This window comes from Kurthia populi (assembly GCF_042686175.1).
In the GTDB taxonomy this organism is placed as follows: Bacteria; Bacillota; Bacilli; order Bacillales_A; family Planococcaceae; genus Kurthia; species Kurthia populi.
Genome location: NZ_JBHUOR010000026.1, coordinates 20,230 through 36,706 on the forward strand (window position 1 = coordinate 20,230; position 16,477 = coordinate 36,706).

Sequence of the window (16,477 nt, forward strand, 5' to 3'; positions counted from 1 at the left end):
ATGTCAATTCCAAAAATTCAATCGTATCCAATGCCAAAGGTGGAGGAAGTAAATGAAAAAATCAACTGGAAAGTAGATGCAAAACGTAGCGTACTTCTTGTGCATGATATGCAAAATTACTTTTTAAGCTATTATGATCAAACACAGGTGCCAATCCCTGAGCTGATTGCCAATATTCAGCGCATTAAAGAGCTATGCGCTACATTAGAAATTCCAGTTGTTTATACAGCACAGCCAGGGGACCAGCATGCAGAGGACCGTGCTTTACTAACCGATTTCTGGGGTGACGGTCTACGTGAGGACGATACGATTACCGCGATTACACCTGCGCTTGCGCCAACACAAAAAGATACGGTTATGACGAAATGGCGCTATAGTGCATTTAAGAAAAGTAATTTAGAAGAGCTCATGAAGGATGTGTGGGAGCGCGATCAATTAATGATTTGTGGTATTTACGCGCATATCGGCTGTCTTTTAACGGCTGCGGAGGCCTTTATGTACGATATTCAGCCATTTTATATTACCGATGCTGTAGCGGATTTCTCAGAAGAAGATCATCTGATGGGCATTCGTTATGCACGTGAAAAATGTGCCGCAACACTTCAAACTTGTCAGCTTATTGCACAACTTGAAGCACAATTAGCGCATGTATAATTAGTAAAAGTAGTAACCATCCTTCTTCAAACGAAGAGGGGGGATTGCTGCTCCCCCGTACCAAAAAACGGTCAACGCGTAATGCGCTGACCGTTTTTTTTGATACTTAAATTGAAAAATCTTCTGGAATAAATACTTTTAACTGACGAGGGCGAATGTAGACCTGTTCGCCGCGTTTTAATTCAAGTGCACGGAATTGTTCTTTCGGTAGCTCCGCTTCTAAATATTCATCGATATCATCACGATGTAATTCAATTTGCACGATTGGCCCGATAGCATGAATATAAATAATATTCGCCTGTACGGCATCGTCAAATGTTTTCGTGCGCTCAATATGAATATCATGTGGGCGAACATAGCCAATTGCCTCAGCTTCGGATGTCGTCTCTGCCTCGGGGACATCCACTGAGAAGTTGCCATTTACAAGTTGGCCATTTTGCATACGTCCTTTAAATAAATTGACATTGCCTAAGAAATCGTAGACAAATGGGCTATTTGGATGGTCATATACTTCCTCAGGTGGACCGACTTGTTCGATATGGCCTTTATTCATAACAACAATTCTGTCTGCTACATCAAGCGCCTCTTCTTGGTCATGCGTCACAAAAATACTCGTTACATGGAATTCATTATGCATCTTGCGTAACCAGCGGCGTAAATCCTTACGTACTTTAGCGTCAAGCGCGCCGAATGGTTCATCAAGTAATAATACTTTTGGCTCGACGGCTAATGCGCGAGCGAGTGCTACACGCTGACGCTGCCCACCAGATAATTGATTTGGGTAACGATCAGCGAAATTTTCAAGCTTGACGAGTGATAGTAATGTCATGACTTTATCGCGAATTTCCTTTTTAGATGGACGTGTTTTACGCGGGCGTACTTTTAAGCCATAGGCCACATTATCAAACACCGTCATATGACGGAATAGCGCATAATGCTGGAATACAAAGCCAATATTTCGTTCTTTCGCATGGATATTTGTAATGTTTTCACCATCGAATAAAATAGCGCCTTCGTCTAATTGCTCAAGACCTGCAATAATGCGTAGTAATGATGTTTTTCCTGAGCCGGACGGGCCAAGTAGCGCGATTAATTCTCCGGATTCAATATCGATTGAGACATTGTCAACGGCTGTGAAATCGCCGAATTGTTTTTTGACATTTTGAATCGTAATACTCATGTAAGTTCCTCCTTAGCGATGTGCCGTTTTCCATTCGATGATGTTTTTAATAATGATCGTTAAAATCGCCAGTAGCGACATTAACGATGCAACCGCAAAGGCTGCAGTAAATTGATATTCATTGTAAAGTACTTCAATATGTAGTGGCATCGTATTTGTTAAGCCACGTACATGACCGGATACGACTGATACCGCACCGAATTCGCCCATGACGCGGGCATTACATAAAATAACACCGTATAAAAGTCCCCATTTAATATTGGGCAGTGTGACATGCCAAAAGGTTTGGAAGCCGTTTGCGCCAAGTGATATACTTGCTTCTTCTTCTTGCGTGCCTTGTGCTTGCATAAGTGGAATAAGCTCGCGAGCTACAAATGGTACCGTCACAAAGAGGGAGGCTAGTAAAATCCCTGGTAGCGCAAAGACAATCGGGAAGTCGTGATTTAAAAACCATTCGCCAAAGAGGCCCTGTGCACCGAATACTAAAATAAAAACAAGACCGGCGATAACCGGCGATACGGCAAATGGTAAATCGATAATTGTAATAAGCAGGTTCCGTCCCTTGAAGTTAAACTTCGTAATACACCAAGCGGCGATAATACCAAAAAGCGTATTCAGTGGTACCGCAATAACCGCTACTAATAACGTTAATTGGATGGCGCTAAGTGCATCCGATTCTGTAATCGAGGCGACGTAAACATCGAGCCCTTTGCGTAATGCCGAAATAAAAATAACTGCTAGCGGCATAACGAGAAAAATAAATAAAAACAATAGTGAAAGCGTCGTAAGCGCAATGCGAACGATACGCGGTTCTTTAAGTGATGTCGGGTCGGCTTTAACCGATTGTTTGGATGAATCCAGTGAAATAACCATTGGTGCTTCAACTCCTTACACAGTATATTTACGGCTAACGAGCCATTGAATCGTATTCATGACTAGTAAAATAACGAATGATGCGACAAGCATGACAACGGCGATTGCTGTGGCGCCTGCATAATCATATTGTTCAAGCTTCGTCATAATCATCAGCGGGGTAATCTCGGTTTTCATTGGCATATTACCGGCAATGAAAACGACCGAGCCGTATTCACCAAGTGCGCGCGAGAAGGCGAGTGTAAAGCCTGTTAAGATCGCTGGAATAAGCTCCGGAAAAATGACCTTTGTAAAGGTTTGTAGGCGATTGGCGCCAAGTGACGCGCTTGCTTCTTCCGATTCAGCCCCTACATTTTCAAGCACTGGTTGTACAGTACGCACAACAAATGGAAGTCCAATGAATGTTAGTGCTACGATAATGCCCAGTGGTGTAAAGGCGACCTGAAACGGTAGAAATTGACCAATCCAGCCATTTGGTGCATATAAAGCGGTTAAGGCGATACCGGCAACGGCTGTTGGCAGAGCGAATGGTAAATCGACAAGGCCATCAATCAATTTCTTACCGAAGAAGTCATAGCGCACAAGCACCCACGCAATCATCGTGCCGAAAATAACATTGATGATGGCGGCAATGAGGGCGGTGCCAAATGTTACTTTATACGAGGCAACGACGCGGGGGTCTGTAATGACGGCCCAGAAATCGGCCCATGATAACTGCATCGTATTCCAAACGAGTGTTGATAATGGTAGTAAAACTAAAATACTAATGTACAGTACGGTATAACCAAGTGTTAATTTGAAGCCGGGTAATACCGTTATTTTCTTACGCTTTGTCGGCGTCGTAGTATGCTGTGATAACGTCATGTAAAGTCACCTCTTAATTCGTCGTATAAATCTTATCGAATGTGCCACCGTCGCTAAAATGCTCGGCCTGCGCCTTGTTCCAGTCACCGAAGTCACGAATTGTTAGCATATCGATTTTAGGAAATTGCTTCTGATAGTCTTTTAAAATTTCTTTATCGCGCGGACGATAATAGTTTTCCGCTGCGATTTTTTGACCTTCTTTTGTATAAAGGAAGTCTAAATACGCCTCTGCAACTTTTTCAGTCCCTTTATGTTTGGCGTTTTTGTCGACAACCGCAACAGGAGGTTCCGCTAAAATACTCATTGACGGTGTAACGATTTCATAGTTATCATGACCAAGCTCATCTAATGATAGGTACGCTTCGTTTTCCCATGAAATTAATACATCACCAATACCGCGTTCCGTAAAGGTTGTCGTCGAGGCACGTGCACCTGAATCAAGCACCTGTACATTGCCATATAATTGTTTCATAAAATTCTCAATTTTCAGTTTATCATTATCGTATTTCTTCGCTGCATATCCCCATGCTGCTAAGTAATTCCAGCGCGCGCCTCCTGAAGTTTTTGGATTTGGTGTAATAACAGAGACATCCGATTTCACTAAATCATCCCAGTCTTGAATGTTTTTCGGGTTGCCTTTGCGTACGAGAAAAACGATTGTTGATGTATAAGGCGAAGAATGATCGGCGTATTCATCGGCCCAGCCCTTATCGATTAAATGACGATTTTTGGCAACTTCATCAATATCATAGGCGAGTGCGAGTGTGACAACATCCGCAGGTAAGCCATCGATAACGGCTCGTCCTTGTTTGCCAGAACCACCATGGGATTGTTGGATTTTCACATTTTGTCCTGTGTCTTGTTTCCATTCTTTTGCAAACGCCGCATTAATATCTTCGTAAAGCTCACGTGTCGGGTCATAGGAAACATTTAATAGGTTGACCGTTTCAGCGTTTCCTTTACTATCGCTCGATGAACATCCACTGAGTAATAGTGATAACGAAAGCGCTGCTACGGTAACGGCACGTTTTTTCATCTCATTCACATCCTCTAAATATGTATAAATGACAAAAGGCTACAAAGACGCAGTAGGACGTAGAAATACGTCGGTTGCGCCTTTGTAGCCTTCAGTCGTCTGATCAGCTCATGTACAAATGCTTTACTATACTTTAAGAGTTTATTTCCGATAAGTCAACTATGAATTAAAAACTTTTTTCTTAAATACAAGTTGACAACTCGGAAATGAATGGTTTATACTTTGAAACAATTCATCATGATGAACCGAATAGATACGCTGACCAGACAACTGGAGGCACTGCCAACGTCCATAATACATTTATGCGGCGATGCGGTGTCTTTTTTTATTAAATAGAGGTGAACGATATGTTAACGTTTAATACAATTCAAGATGCGACACTGCCTGATTTTGAAGTCGATGAGGTGTACAAGGGCGCATTAAATACGTTGAAATGGGCATACGACGAATATGGTGATGATATCGTCTATGGCTGCAGTTTCGGTATCGAGGGGATTGTACTGATCGATTTAATTTCGAAGGTCAAACCCGATGCAAAAATCGTCTTTTTAGATACGAATGTTCATTTTAAAGAAACGTATGACACAATTAATAAAGTAAAAGAGAAATATCCAGCACTGCAAATTGACATGAAGCAACCGAAGCTAACGCTTGAACAACAAGCGGAAGAGTATGGTGAAAACTTATGGGAGACGGACCCGAATCAGTGCTGCCAGCTGCGTAAGCTCGATTCATTGCATGAAGTATTATCGGCTTCTACAGCATGGATTTCAGGCCTGCGACGTGAGCAAGGCGGTGCGCGTGCGAAAACAAACTTCATTAATGAAGATAAAAAATTCGAATCGATTAAAGTTTGCCCACTAATTCACTGGACGTGGAAGGATGTTTGGCGCTATGTGTCAAAATATGATCTTCCGTACAATGTCCTACATGATCAAGGATACCCAAGTATTGGCTGTGAGAAATGTACAAAACCAGCTTGGACTGCAGAGGATTTACGTGCCGGTAGATGGCAAGGACAAGGAAAAACAGAGTGTGGCTTGCACGGTTAATTATTTGATAATTCAGAAATAGGGAGAGAAAAAAACATGACAATTTCAGCACATGGCGGCACATTAGTGAACCGCTTCAACCCACAATATGATACATCGGCTTTAACAAAGGTCATTACAATCGATGAAATCGCACAAAGTGATTTAGAGTTAATCGGTATTGGTGGCTATAGCCCAATTACTGGCTTCTTTAATGAAGAAGATTATACAAGTGTTGTTGAAAAGATGCGTTTAGCAGATGGTACGGTTTGGTCGATTCCAATCGCATTACCTGTAGCAGAAGCGGAATTAAAAGACTTAACAATTGGTGATGAAGCAAAATTAGTACGTGACGGTGATGTATACGGTACGATTACGATTTCATCTATTTATACACCAGATAAACAAAAAGAAGCAGTGAATGTTTACCGTACAGACGATGAAGCACACCCAGGTGTTAAACAAATGCTAAATCGTCCGGATACATATGTTGGTGGTGAGATTGTATTAATTAAACACCAAGAACCAGAATTTGAGGCCTATACATTTACACCGGAAGAAACACGTGCGGCATTTGCAGCAAAAGGCTGGTCAACAGTTGTAGGCTTCCAAACACGTAACCCTGTTCACCGTGCGCATGAATACATTCAAAAGGCGGCACTTGAAACAATTGATGGATTATTCTTAAACCCATTAGTAGGGAAAACAAAATCAGATGATATTCCAGCGGATGTGCGTATGGAAAGCTATGAAGTATTATTGAAAAATTACTACCCTGAAAATCGCGTGCACTTAGGAATTTTCCCGGCAGCCATGCGCTATGCAGGACCACGTGAAGCAATTTTCCATGCATTAGTACGTAAAAACTATGGCTGTACACATTTCATCGTTGGACGAGATCATGCAGGTGTTGGTGATTACTACGGCACATACGATGCACAAGAAATCTTCAATGAATTCTCACCGGAAGAATTAGGAATTCAACCACTTAAATTTGAGCATAGCTTCTACTGCAACGCTTGTAGCGGTATGGCGACAACAAAAACATGCCCACATGGTAAGGAGGACCATATTATCCTTTCAGGTACAAAAGTGCGTGAAATGTTACGCGCAGGTCAAGTACCGCCAAAAGAATTCAGCCGTAAAGAGGTTGTTGAAATTTTAATCAAAGGTATGAAACAAGTAGAGGTGAATGCATAATGGTAGAAAATATTGTCTGGCATCAAGCCTCTGTAACAAAGCAAGAACGTGAACAACAATCTGGTCAAAAAAGCGTTATCGTTTGGTTTACAGGTCTTTCAGCATCTGGTAAATCAACTTTGGCCAATGCTTTCAACCGCGCATTATTTGAACGTAATAAACAAGCCTACGTGCTAGATGGAGATAATATTCGCCATGGCCTAAATAACGATCTTGGCTTTGATGAGGATAGCCGTAAGGAAAACATTCGTCGTATCGGAGAGGTCGCAAAATTATTCGTTGATAGCGGTCAAATTGTTTTAACAGCGTTTATTTCACCTTACCGTGCAGATCGTCAAATCGTCCGTGAATTAGTAGAAGAGGGCGAATTTATTGAAGCGTATGTAAAAGCCTCTGTCGAAGCGTGCTCAGAGCGGGATCCAAAAGGCTTATATGAAAAAGCAAAACGTGGTGAAATTCCGAACTTCACAGGTGTCTCAGCACCCTATGAAGAGCCAGAAAATGCGGAAATTATCTTAGATACAGAACGTTATTCAATTGAAGAATGCGTTGAACAATTATTAGCAAAATTAAACATTGCTTAATCCTGAAAGAAGCCTTGCGAAAGCGGGCTTTTTTTATTTGTGAGGCAAGGACATTGACTTTTGGTAGTGAATTTGATAAAATATCTTTAAATTAAGATATATATTTCAAAGATACAGGGGGACTTACAATGTCAGAAGTAGCATTAAAGTCATTAACAGTCTTACTACGTTCATCACAATCAATTGAAGAAGTGCTTCGTAAGGATATGCAAAAATACGGCTTAAATATGACGGAATTTGCGGTACTTGAGCTTTTATATCATAAGGGCGATCAACCGATTCAAAAAATTGGTGAGAAGATTTTGATTACGAGTGGTAGTATCACATATGTAGTGGATAAATTAGAGAAAAAAGGGTTTGCACAGCGCCTCGCCTGTCCGAGCGATCGTCGTGTAACATTTGCCTCGATTACGGAAAAAGGTCAAACATTTATGGATGATATTTTCCCGCAACACGAGAAAAAAGTAGCTGAGATTTTCTCTGTATTAGATGATACACAACAACAACAATTCATTGAAATGGCAAAATTAGTTGGGCTTCATGCGAAAACTAGCTTACACGTAAAAGCTTAAAAGCAGTTGATTATCGCCCAAATAAAAAGCAGAAATTCGCAGTAATATGCAATTTCTGCTTTTTTATATGGAGTTTAATGTAATTTTTTACTATTTTTTATTTATCTATTAACATAGATATAAAAAAATAAAATTACTTTTAAATAATTATTAGATAAAATAAAAAGATAAGAAAATTTTCTTAATGTGTGAAATAGGTAACATTAGTTAAGGAAATTTATAAATTTAAAAAAAACTAGGCTTATTTAAATAGAAATAGTAAAAAATAAATATTTAAATCCGATAGTAACGATATGAACTTATTATTTTAGAAGGAGGGGCAGGATGAAAAATAGTGCAGTCCTACACACTTCGACAAAAGAAGTGATTCAGCACGCTTTATTAGAGCTGTTAAAAGAGAAAGATTTTGCAAAAATTTCTGTGGCAGAAATTGCAAAAAAAGCTAATATTAATCGTGGCACTTTTTATTTGCATTATAAGGATAAAGATGAGTTATTTGAGGCTGTGCAATCCGCTATTTTAATGGACTTAGAACAATATGTATTACGTACAAAAATTGAATTTTCACTCGAATCACCAAAACGGTATAAGCTCTTGCAATATACGGGTAACCTTTTTACATATATTGAACAGCACATGACGGTATTTCAAACGTTGTTGTTGAATCCAAGTAGTATTTCATTTAGTAATAAGTTGAGTCATTTAATTAAACAATGGTTTATTTATGGAGAATGTCCACATCCGTGGATTTCTTTACGTGAAAATATTCCAAATAATTATTTGGCGACAATGGCTGCGACTTCACTTGTCTCCTGTTTAGTTGAATGGCTAGCATGCGAAACGCGTGAAACACCTGATAAAATAGCTTCCTTCTATGTAGAAATAGCGACTGCGAATCGAAATTAAAAAAACCGGCTACTTTACAAAATGTGCAATGTAAAGAGGTCGGTTTTTACGTATTTAAGAGCATGATTTTTTTGAGCTGTGTATTGAGATGCGCTACATCGTCTTTAAAATCATTAAAAATCCATGTACGAGCCATGCCTAAAATCGCACCGGCTTGATAGCCAGCTAATAACGCAAGGTCAATCGCTTGATCGGTATCTTTCCGATAGAATAAATCGGTGTAAAATAGTTCATGCAGTTTATCATAAATGCGCTTTTGAAGATGTGCGTTCGCATCATATTTATAAATGCTTGCATAGAAGGAGCGGTATTTTGAAATATGGTCAAAAAACGAAATCGTTGAGGCATCGAGTGTCTGTGTGCTAAGCTGCGGATTTTTTTCATACGGCTCAAAATATGCATCGAGTAAATCATCGATAATGGCTTCCATGACCTCTTCGTAGAGCGCCTCTTTTTTATTGTAATGTAAATAAAATGTGCCACGATTCAGACCTGCTGTATGACAGATTTGTGTGATAGACAACTGGTCGAGCGTATGCTTTTCAAGCAGTGACAACATCGCTGTATGGAATGCATGCGTTGTTTTTTCTGTGCGGGAACTAGACACATGATGACCTCCTTTTAAGATAATGAACAAAAGAGCCTTGTTTTGTTCATTTGGAAAATGCGAGATTTTTGCAAACGGTTTCGCGCCATTATTATAATAAATGAACAAATGTTGATTCGTAAAGGAGAGGTTTACATGAGTCGTTTAGAAAATAAAGTCGCAATCGTTACAGGTGCCGCATCAGGCATGGGGAAAGCAATCGCCGAATTATATGCCAAAGAGGGCGCAAAAGTTGTTGTCTCCGATTTGAATTTGGATGGTGCTAAGGCGGTAGCTGCTGCAATCGAAGCAGAGGGTGGCCAAGCGTTTGCGATTCAAACAAATGTAGCGGACGGCGAAGCATTACAACAAATGTATGACCAAACAGTTGAAACGTATGGTCAAGTAGATATCGTTGTAAATAACGCCGGTATTATGGATGGCATGGAGCCAGTGGATGAAGTGGAGGATGAGCGCTGGGATTTAATTATGGCCATTAATACAACAGCTGTTATGAAATCAATGCGTATTGCATCAAAACTATTTTTAGCACAAGGTCACGGTGTTATTGTCAATAATATTTCAGCCGGTGGTCTTCATGGTGCGCGTGCTGGTGCCGCCTATACAGCATCAAAACATGCGGTCGTTGGCTTAACGAAAAACACAGCGTATATGTATGCGGATAAAAATATTCGTTGTAATGGCATCGCACCAGGTGGCGTTAAAACAAATATTGGGGCCTCAATGCGCAATATTTCGCAAGCAGGTATGGCTCGTCAACAAACAGGACAAGGTACAATGCCACGTGTTGGGGAACCAGAAGAAATTGCACAACTTGCATTATTTTTAGCTTCTGATGAAGCAAGTTTTGTGACAGGTCAAGTAATCGAAGCGGATGCAGGCTGGGGAGCTTACTAGGCTTTAGTGTAAGAGTGGTAGCGCATATCGTGCCATCCACTTTTTTTGTACATTGTTTTTAGATGCAATTACTCACAACTTTCTCTTATACTTAAAGAGATATAAGGAGTGTTTGCATGAAAAAATGGATAGTAGCAACGACTGCGCTGGCAGTGATGTTATCAGGCTGTACGACAAATAAGGTCTCTGAGCCCGTCGAAGTGCATAAAGGCTTAACAGGTGTCACAATTTTAATGGAGCCTGATTATATGGGGACGGTAGATGAGGCACTAGCAACAGGCATCGAGACAACGGATACCCATGTTACATATAAACTGTCATACGCAAATTACAGAGAGGCAATGGCCGCCATCGAAGCGCAAGTACAGCAAAGCTTAACATCGATTCAACTGCAATATCCCGCCTTTACCGAGATTTTAGTGAATCGCTCGCATACGATTGTCGATGTGAAGGTTGATTTTTCACAATATGATGAGGGGTTAGAGACCGCATTATTAGCTGTGGCCTCATCGCTTATGTATTACCAAGTATATGATGGGCATTCGCAGGAGGATTTTGATGCGGTCATGAATATTTATGATGCCGCTACAAATGAGTTAATCGAAACCTATGATTTGCCGAAAGATTTATATAAGTAACCGATGCGCATCATAAAGAGGCTGGGACATATGTATAAAAACAACCGTTCCTATGAGCATAAGAAAAACCGGAATCGCGCTGTAGTGCGGTTCCGGTTTTTCGTTGCGAACGCTAAAAAAGGAACATGACGTGTTTTGTCCCAGCCTCTTTATTTTATAGAAAATCTTTAAATTGTTGTTCTGTGATAATGCGAAGTGTTTGTCCCTGTGCGATTAATTGCTTAGCACGTCGCCATTTTGTGCTTTCTTGACCGTTGCGCTCATGTCGTTCAAGGCTGCTCGCGCTAATAACGAGTAGCGTCGTATGCTTTGTTATCGTATTGCTAAACATTGCCCCTTGTTGTCGAATCAAGCGTGCGGCAGTTGAACGCGTCATACCTTCTAAGCCGCCTGTGAAAACAATCGTTTCTCCTACAAGCGACTGTACTGAGCTTACTGCGCTCGGTGCAGTCAGCACTAGATCTGTCTCAGTCCACTGCATCGCACAAAGAATCGCTGCAAGCATTTCTCCCTCTGTTGGCGCGAGTGTTGGTGCTACTTGGAGCGCGATATGCGGCAGTGAAGGGGTAATATGTGGCCACTCGGTTTTCGCACGTTGCAATAAGCTTAAAAAGTTCACATTTGGTACGAGCTTGCCCTGTGCGGCATACACGTCACGTAGCACTTGCTCCTCGTAAGGTGCATAGTAGGCGACTACTGTTTCATTTGTCAGCCACTGTGTTAAAATGGGCTCAAATGCTTTAAATGTCGGCGCTTGTTTGACATCCTCCGCGCGAATACCATGTAGGCTCGTGAAAAAAGGATCGAATTCTTCGGCGTAAATATACGTGTCGAGTGTATCGATTATTTGACCTTGCTGGATTTTTGCTAAGCTAATATGGCACACACTATCTGGCCAATGATTGGCGGTGTGTATTGCTAACGTAATCATAAAAATCTCCTTTAATTTCACCATGTATTTTTAGTATAGCAGAAGCTAGAACATGAAAAATCTATTTATTTGAAAACCTGCATGATTTCAAATAAATGGGGTATAATGGGAACAGAGACATAGAAGAGGAGGCATTTCAATGTTATCAGAAAAATTACATCAAGCATTAAATGACCAATTAAATTTTGAATTTTATTCAGCACATGCGTACCTTGCAATGGCCGCATATTGCACAGATGAAAACTACGACGGTTTTGCAAACTTCTACTTAATCCAAGCAGAAGAAGAACGCTTCCACGCAATGAAGTTTTATAACTTCTTAAGCGATATGGGCTACCGCGTAACAATCCAACCATTCCCAGAAGTGAAAAATGATTTTACATCATTACTTGATACATTTAAAACAGCATTAAAACATGAAAAAGAAGTAACAAAACGTATTTATGAACTATCAGATATTGCCTTAGACGAGCGCGAGCATGCGACAATGGCATTCTTAAAATGGTTTATCGACGAACAAGTAGAAGAAGAAGCAACATTCGACAACTTGATCGCGAAATTAGAACGTATCCGCAAAGATTCAAATGCGGTTATCATGCTAGATGATGAGCTTGCAAAACGCTCATTTGACGCATCTGCAGAAGCATAAGAATGAATCGGAGAGGCTAGACGAGGACACCGTCTAGCCTCTTCTTTTTTTATCGATTTAATTGGTAAAATATAGGGTATATGTACAATTAAAGAGAGGATGAGGCGATGAAAAAACAAAAAAGCACGTTGAACCCATTTGTGTTAATGGTGGCGATTATTTTTATTATGGCTGCTTTAACGTACATAATGCCTGCAGGGGAATATGAGCGCATCGAAGAAAATGGTCGTACGCTCGTCAACCCGGAGAGTTACCAAACGGTTGATAAGCATCCAACCGATGCACTGGGCCTTATTTCGAGCTTTCATTTAGGGCTTGTAAAAGGCGCAGAAATTATTTTATTTGTATTTTTATTTGGTGGAGCACTTGGCATGATGAAAAAATCAGGCGCGATTGATGCTTTTATCCATAAGGTAGCATCAAAGTTTGGAAAGCGCGAAATGATTTTAGTGCCACTGCTTGTTCTCGTCTTTGCGATTTTAGGGTCATTAATTGGCGCGGCAGAGGATGCTCTTGTGTATATTGCCATTGTCGTTCCACTGATGATTACGCTTCGGATGGATGCGTTGACGGGCTTTGCGACCGTCATGCTTGGTGTCATGGCGACAGGTTTTGCATCGGGTATTACAAATCCATTTAATACCGCAATTGCGCAAACGATTGCTGAACTACCAATGTATTCAGGGATGTGGCTACGCATTATTACGTTTATTGTTTTCTATGTCATTACAGTAGGCTATATTGTGTGGCATGCGCGAAAAGTGAAAAAAAATCCGGAGCTCGGGGAGTACGGTAAGTTCGGGCGTGAGGAACATTTTGAAGTGGATTTGGCTTATAAAATGAATCCGCGCCACTTGATTGCGTTACTCATTTTATTAGCGAATTTTATGTTATTAATATACGGCGTGATGAAGTATCAATGGTATATTAGCGTCATTGGCGGGCTATTTTTAGTGACAGCGATTATGATGTGCGCGATTTGTTCGGTGAAAGTGTCAGATATGGGGGATAGCTTTGTAGACGGGGCGAAAGATATGGTCAGTGGGGCGCTTATTATCGGTTTCGCGCAGGCCATTCTCGTTATTTCAGAAGATGCACGTATTATTGATCCGATTCTTCATTTTATCGTTGGCCTAATCGGTAATTTACCTGCGTCGATTAATGCAGTAGGGATGCTCTTTATTCAAATGGTCATGAATTTCCTCGTACCATCAGGTAGTGGACAAGCAGCGTTAACGATGCCCATTATGGCACCACTAGCAGATATGATTGGTGTGACGAGACAAACGTCGGTGCTGGCCTTCCAGTTAGGGGATGGTATTTCGAATATGATTTTCCCGACGAGTGGTGTACTGATGGCGGGACTTGCGATTGCGGGTATTCCGTATACAAAATGGCTGAAATGGATTTGGCCGTACTGCATCATGATGACGATTGCGTCGATTATTTTATTATTAATTGCACAATGGACAAATTATGGTCCGTTTTAAAGGAGCGTTTACAGCATGAAGGATTTACAAAAACAACTCATTATTTGGCGACGTCATTTACATCAATACCCGGAGCTGTCGTATCATGAAGTTGAAACGGCTGCCTATGTAGAGAAACAGTTACAAACAATGCCGAATTTACACCTTTCAAAACTTACAGAAACGAGTGTACTAGCCGTACTAAAAGGCACTAAGCCAGGAAAAACAATTGCGCTTCGTGCAGATATGGATGCGCTACCGATTCAAGAAGAAACGGATTTACCGTTTCAATCAAAACATGCTGGTGTCATGCATTCCTGTGGCCATGATGCGCATACGGCGATGCTACTCGGCGCCGCACGTGAACTTAGTGCCCGTGGAACGGATTTTGCGGGTGAAATTCGTTTTATATTTCAGCACGGCGAGGAGGTTGCACCAGGTGGCGCGGTTGATTTAGTCGCAAAAGGCATTATGAATGATGTCGATTATATTTTCGCGCTCCATGTCCATCCAGATTATGAAACGGGGCAAATTGCACTTCGCTCAGGTAAAATGAATGCGGCAGGGGATGATTTTCAAATTACGGTACGTGGGAAAGGTGGTCATGCATCCGAGCCATATAAAGCCATTGATCCGCTTATTATCGGTACAGAAATTGTAGCGGCCTTACAGACAATTGTATCGCGTAAAATGCCCACATTCGATACACCGGTATTGTCTGTGACAATGTTTCACTGTGGTAGTGCACCGAATATTATTGATGACCAAGCGAAAATCGGCGGTACCATTCGCTCGCATAATGAACGCGTACGTGTGGCGTCGCGCGAGCAATTAGAGAAAATCGTCCATAATGTGTGCCTGATGCACGGTGCAACCGCAAGTGTTGACTGGGACTTAGGCTGTTCGGCTGTCATTAATGATGAGGAAGCAACGGCGTACGCTGAGCAGGCGGCCATTGCGGTCGTCGGTGAAATGCGTACTGTGCCAATACCAGAGCCGTTATTTATTGCCGAGGATTTTTCAGCTTATACAGAGGTTGTCCCTGGCGCCATGCAATTATTAGGCGTGTATAATAAGGCACTTGGTGACCCGTATCCACTCCACCATGCGAAGTTTCGACTAGACGAGCGCGCATTAATTAATGGCAGTCGTTATTTTATACAGCTAGCAGAGGATTTATGCCCGACCTAACGATAGGAGAATGGAACAAAACACGTCCTGTTGCTTTTTTAGGGTTCGTAACGAAAAACCGGAAACGTGCCTAGTGCGATTCCGGTTTTTCTTATGCTCATAGGAGCGGTTATTTTTACACGCATGTCCCCGTCTCTTTTTTGAAAAAAATAACGAAAAAATATTGACGCTAATAATATGCTGTGATAATATAATAGTCGTAAACAACATACGGTATGCGGAAGTAGTTCAGTGGTAGAACATCACCTTGCCAAGGTGGGGGTCGCGAGTTCGAACCTCGTCTTCCGCTCCAATTATGGGGCCTTAGCTCAGCTGGGAGAGCGCCTGCCTTGCACGCAGGAGGTCAGCGGTTCGATCCCGCTAGGCTCCACCATTTTTATTTTTATATAATTTCTGGAGGTATACCCAAGTCCGGCTGAAGGGATTGGTCTTGAAAACCAACAGGCGGGTTAAACCGCGCGGGGGTTCGAATCCCTCTACCTCCTCCATTTTCATAACGGGTTTGTAGCTCAGTTGGTAGAGCATTAGATTGAAGCTCTAAGTGTCGGCGGTTCGATTCCGTCCAAACCCATATTAAACGTCTACGTCATGAACGTAGGCGTTTTTTTATGCGTTCAAAATAAAAGCCCATCTATATTTTAGATGGGATCAAAGATTGAATAAATGTTTTGGTTTATCAAATAGCAGTGAGGTATAGTCAATAACATCAACTAAAGCCGTTTCCATCACTGCTTCTATAAATGAATGAAGCCGATTGATGTGTTTGTGTGCATGGCCTTGCATGAAATCCTCAAGTGTTCGAATTGTCGAGCAAATAGCACTAGCTACAATATCATAATCGATATCAGAATAATAAAGGTAAGTGCGATAAATAGTTTGAATTTCTTCACGATCTTGTTTATAAACTTCTGTGAAAAAGGCTGTGTCGACGATCCTTAAATAATCTTGGAATAATTTAAGTAGTGGGTAGTTATGTGAGACATAAACAGAAAATTGGTTCAATGATAAGGAACCCCTCGCTTCCAGGTATAATTCGTTTCAAGAAATAATTTACAATTTTTTTACGGTAGCGTAAATAGTGAAGAAATCCTTTTTATTCCATTGGATTATTTAGGTAGATGCGATAGAAAGTATAGTCGCATAAAAAATGAAGTGTGACTTCCTGAAATGTAAAATGGTACAAAAAAATCTGTTT

At 41.1% G+C, this 16,477-nt stretch carries 18 protein-coding genes and 4 tRNA genes; 15 read left to right on the top strand and 7 right to left on the bottom strand.

Annotated elements, in window-relative coordinates:
* A complete protein-coding gene (locus ACFSY7_RS05185) occupies window positions 1–654 on the top strand; it encodes an isochorismatase family protein (RefSeq protein WP_380147105.1) in 654 nt (217 codons plus the stop codon).
* A 106-nt stretch (window positions 655–760) separates the two neighbouring features.
* Here the strand turns inward: ACFSY7_RS05185 and ACFSY7_RS05190 are convergent, their stop codons facing one another.
* The 4 genes from ACFSY7_RS05190 to ACFSY7_RS05205 are packed head-to-tail and all read right to left on the bottom strand — an operon-like array spanning window position 761 to window position 4,607.
* Window positions 761–1,834 (bottom strand): sulfate/molybdate ABC transporter ATP-binding protein, encoded by a 1,074-nt coding sequence (locus tag ACFSY7_RS05190; protein WP_020189780.1) that lies wholly within the window; start codon window positions 1,832–1,834, stop codon window positions 761–763.
* Between the two features lie 12 nt (window positions 1,835–1,846).
* Complete coding sequence (gene cysW / locus ACFSY7_RS05195) at window positions 1,847–2,707, bottom strand: sulfate ABC transporter permease subunit CysW (RefSeq protein WP_380147106.1); 861 nt, start codon at window positions 2,705–2,707, stop codon at window positions 1,847–1,849.
* 15 nt (window positions 2,708–2,722) lie between these two features.
* Window positions 2,723–3,571 (bottom strand): sulfate ABC transporter permease subunit CysT, encoded by an 849-nt coding sequence (gene cysT, locus ACFSY7_RS05200; RefSeq protein WP_380147107.1) that lies wholly within the window; start codon window positions 3,569–3,571, stop codon window positions 2,723–2,725.
* Between the two features lie 13 nt (window positions 3,572–3,584).
* Window positions 3,585–4,607 carry a sulfate ABC transporter substrate-binding protein gene (locus tag ACFSY7_RS05205; RefSeq protein WP_380147108.1) on the bottom strand — a complete coding sequence of 341 codons (1,023 nt, stop codon included), beginning with the start codon at window positions 4,605–4,607 and terminating at the stop codon, window positions 3,585–3,587.
* A 347-nt stretch (window positions 4,608–4,954) separates the two neighbouring features.
* Here ACFSY7_RS05205 and ACFSY7_RS05210 point away from each other — a divergent pair, with 347 nt between their 5' ends.
* The 5 genes from ACFSY7_RS05210 (at window position 4,955) to ACFSY7_RS05230 (ending at window position 8,900) form a co-directional block, all read left to right on the top strand.
* Window positions 4,955–5,659, top strand: coding sequence for a phosphoadenylyl-sulfate reductase (locus ACFSY7_RS05210; RefSeq protein ID WP_020189784.1), 705 nt, complete (start codon window positions 4,955–4,957; stop codon window positions 5,657–5,659).
* 36 nt (window positions 5,660–5,695) lie between these two features.
* Window positions 5,696–6,838, top strand: coding sequence for a sulfate adenylyltransferase (sat, locus tag ACFSY7_RS05215; RefSeq protein WP_380147109.1), 1,143 nt, complete (start codon window positions 5,696–5,698; stop codon window positions 6,836–6,838).
* Window positions 6,838–7,422: an adenylyl-sulfate kinase gene (cysC, locus tag ACFSY7_RS05220; protein ID WP_126990544.1), complete on the top strand. Its 585-nt coding sequence runs from the start codon at window positions 6,838–6,840 to the stop codon at window positions 7,420–7,422. The genes sat and cysC overlap by 1 nt, the downstream gene beginning before the upstream one ends.
* 128 nt (window positions 7,423–7,550) lie before the next feature.
* Complete coding sequence (locus ACFSY7_RS05225; protein ID WP_380147110.1) at window positions 7,551–7,994, top strand: MarR family winged helix-turn-helix transcriptional regulator; 444 nt, start codon at window positions 7,551–7,553, stop codon at window positions 7,992–7,994.
* Window positions 7,995–8,318: 324 nt separating this feature from the next.
* Complete coding sequence (locus ACFSY7_RS05230) at window positions 8,319–8,900, top strand: TetR/AcrR family transcriptional regulator (protein ID WP_380147111.1); 582 nt, start codon at window positions 8,319–8,321, stop codon at window positions 8,898–8,900.
* A gap of 46 nt (window positions 8,901–8,946) precedes the next feature.
* Here the strand turns inward: ACFSY7_RS05230 and ACFSY7_RS05235 are convergent, their stop codons facing one another.
* Entirely contained in the window at window positions 8,947–9,507 is a 561-nt protein-coding gene (locus ACFSY7_RS05235) for a TetR/AcrR family transcriptional regulator (protein ID WP_380147112.1), read from the bottom strand.
* Window positions 9,508–9,642: 135 nt separating this feature from the next.
* Between ACFSY7_RS05235 and ACFSY7_RS05240 the strand changes: the two genes are divergently transcribed.
* Complete coding sequence (locus ACFSY7_RS05240) at window positions 9,643–10,404, top strand: SDR family oxidoreductase (protein ID WP_380147113.1); 762 nt, start codon at window positions 9,643–9,645, stop codon at window positions 10,402–10,404.
* Window positions 10,405–10,520: 116 nt separating this feature from the next.
* The gene (locus ACFSY7_RS05245; protein WP_380147114.1) at window positions 10,521–11,042 is read left to right on the top strand and encodes a hypothetical protein; all 522 of its coding nucleotides are present in this window, start codon (window positions 10,521–10,523) and stop codon (window positions 11,040–11,042) included.
* A gap of 154 nt (window positions 11,043–11,196) precedes the next feature.
* Here the strand turns inward: ACFSY7_RS05245 and ACFSY7_RS05250 are convergent, their stop codons facing one another.
* Window positions 11,197–11,973 carry an exonuclease domain-containing protein gene (locus tag ACFSY7_RS05250; protein WP_380147115.1) on the bottom strand — a complete coding sequence of 259 codons (777 nt, stop codon included), beginning with the start codon at window positions 11,971–11,973 and terminating at the stop codon, window positions 11,197–11,199.
* Window positions 11,974–12,112: 139 nt separating this feature from the next.
* Between ACFSY7_RS05250 and ACFSY7_RS05255 the strand changes: the two genes are divergently transcribed.
* The 7 genes from ACFSY7_RS05255 to ACFSY7_RS05285 all read left to right on the top strand — a co-directional run bounded on the left by ACFSY7_RS05255 (window position 12,113) and on the right by ACFSY7_RS05285 (window position 15,853).
* Window positions 12,113–12,622: a ferritin gene (locus ACFSY7_RS05255; protein WP_020189793.1), complete on the top strand. Its 510-nt coding sequence runs from the start codon at window positions 12,113–12,115 to the stop codon at window positions 12,620–12,622.
* 107 nt (window positions 12,623–12,729) lie between these two features.
* Window positions 12,730–14,112 carry a YfcC family protein gene (locus ACFSY7_RS05260; RefSeq protein ID WP_020189794.1) on the top strand — a complete coding sequence of 461 codons (1,383 nt, stop codon included), beginning with the start codon at window positions 12,730–12,732 and terminating at the stop codon, window positions 14,110–14,112.
* Between the two features lie 15 nt (window positions 14,113–14,127).
* A complete protein-coding gene (locus ACFSY7_RS05265) occupies window positions 14,128–15,282 on the top strand; it encodes a M20 metallopeptidase family protein (RefSeq protein WP_126990538.1) in 1,155 nt (384 codons plus the stop codon).
* 217 nt (window positions 15,283–15,499) lie between these two features.
* Window positions 15,500–15,574: transfer RNA gene (locus tag ACFSY7_RS05270), tRNA-Gly, on the top strand.
* 5 nt (window positions 15,575–15,579) lie between these two features.
* Window positions 15,580–15,655, top strand: a tRNA-Ala gene (locus ACFSY7_RS05275).
* A 22-nt stretch (window positions 15,656–15,677) separates the two neighbouring features.
* Window positions 15,678–15,770 (top strand) — tRNA-Ser (locus ACFSY7_RS05280).
* Window positions 15,771–15,780: 10 nt separating this feature from the next.
* Window positions 15,781–15,853, top strand: a tRNA-Phe gene (locus ACFSY7_RS05285).
* Between the two features lie 77 nt (window positions 15,854–15,930).
* Here the strand turns inward: ACFSY7_RS05285 and ACFSY7_RS05290 are convergent.
* A complete protein-coding gene (locus tag ACFSY7_RS05290) occupies window positions 15,931–16,284 on the bottom strand; it encodes a hypothetical protein (protein WP_020189796.1) in 354 nt (117 codons plus the stop codon).
* Between the last annotated feature and the right edge of the window lie 193 nt (window positions 16,285–16,477).

Bases quoted from the DNA above. Each gene is read 5' to 3' on its own strand.
- ACFSY7_RS05225 (WP_380147110.1), top strand. From the start codon at position 7,551: ATGTCAGAAGTAGCATTAAAGTCATTAACAGTCTTACTACGTTCATCA.
- ACFSY7_RS05190 (WP_020189780.1), bottom strand. From the start codon at position 1,834: ATGAGTATTACGATTCAAAATGTCAAAAAACAATTCGGCGATTTCACA.
- cysW (WP_380147106.1), bottom strand. From the start codon at position 2,707: ATGGTTATTTCACTGGATTCATCCAAACAATCGGTTAAAGCCGACCCG.
- ACFSY7_RS05265 (WP_126990538.1), top strand. From the start codon at position 14,128: ATGAAGGATTTACAAAAACAACTCATTATTTGGCGACGTCATTTACAT.
- ACFSY7_RS05185 (WP_380147105.1), top strand. From the start codon at position 1: ATGTCAATTCCAAAAATTCAATCGTATCCAATGCCAAAGGTGGAGGAA.
- sat (WP_380147109.1), top strand. From the start codon at position 5,696: ATGACAATTTCAGCACATGGCGGCACATTAGTGAACCGCTTCAACCCA.
- cysC (WP_126990544.1), top strand. From the start codon at position 6,838: ATGGTAGAAAATATTGTCTGGCATCAAGCCTCTGTAACAAAGCAAGAA.
- ACFSY7_RS05210 (WP_020189784.1), top strand. From the start codon at position 4,955: ATGTTAACGTTTAATACAATTCAAGATGCGACACTGCCTGATTTTGAA.
- ACFSY7_RS05260 (WP_020189794.1), top strand. From the start codon at position 12,730: ATGAAAAAACAAAAAAGCACGTTGAACCCATTTGTGTTAATGGTGGCG.
- ACFSY7_RS05250 (WP_380147115.1), bottom strand. From the start codon at position 11,973: ATGATTACGTTAGCAATACACACCGCCAATCATTGGCCAGATAGTGTG.
- ACFSY7_RS05245 (WP_380147114.1), top strand. From the start codon at position 10,521: ATGAAAAAATGGATAGTAGCAACGACTGCGCTGGCAGTGATGTTATCA.
- cysT (WP_380147107.1), bottom strand. From the start codon at position 3,571: ATGACGTTATCACAGCATACTACGACGCCGACAAAGCGTAAGAAAATA.
- ACFSY7_RS05205 (WP_380147108.1), bottom strand. From the start codon at position 4,607: ATGAAAAAACGTGCCGTTACCGTAGCAGCGCTTTCGTTATCACTATTA.
- ACFSY7_RS05230 (WP_380147111.1), top strand. From the start codon at position 8,319: ATGAAAAATAGTGCAGTCCTACACACTTCGACAAAAGAAGTGATTCAG.
- ACFSY7_RS05255 (WP_020189793.1), top strand. From the start codon at position 12,113: ATGTTATCAGAAAAATTACATCAAGCATTAAATGACCAATTAAATTTT.
- ACFSY7_RS05240 (WP_380147113.1), top strand. From the start codon at position 9,643: ATGAGTCGTTTAGAAAATAAAGTCGCAATCGTTACAGGTGCCGCATCA.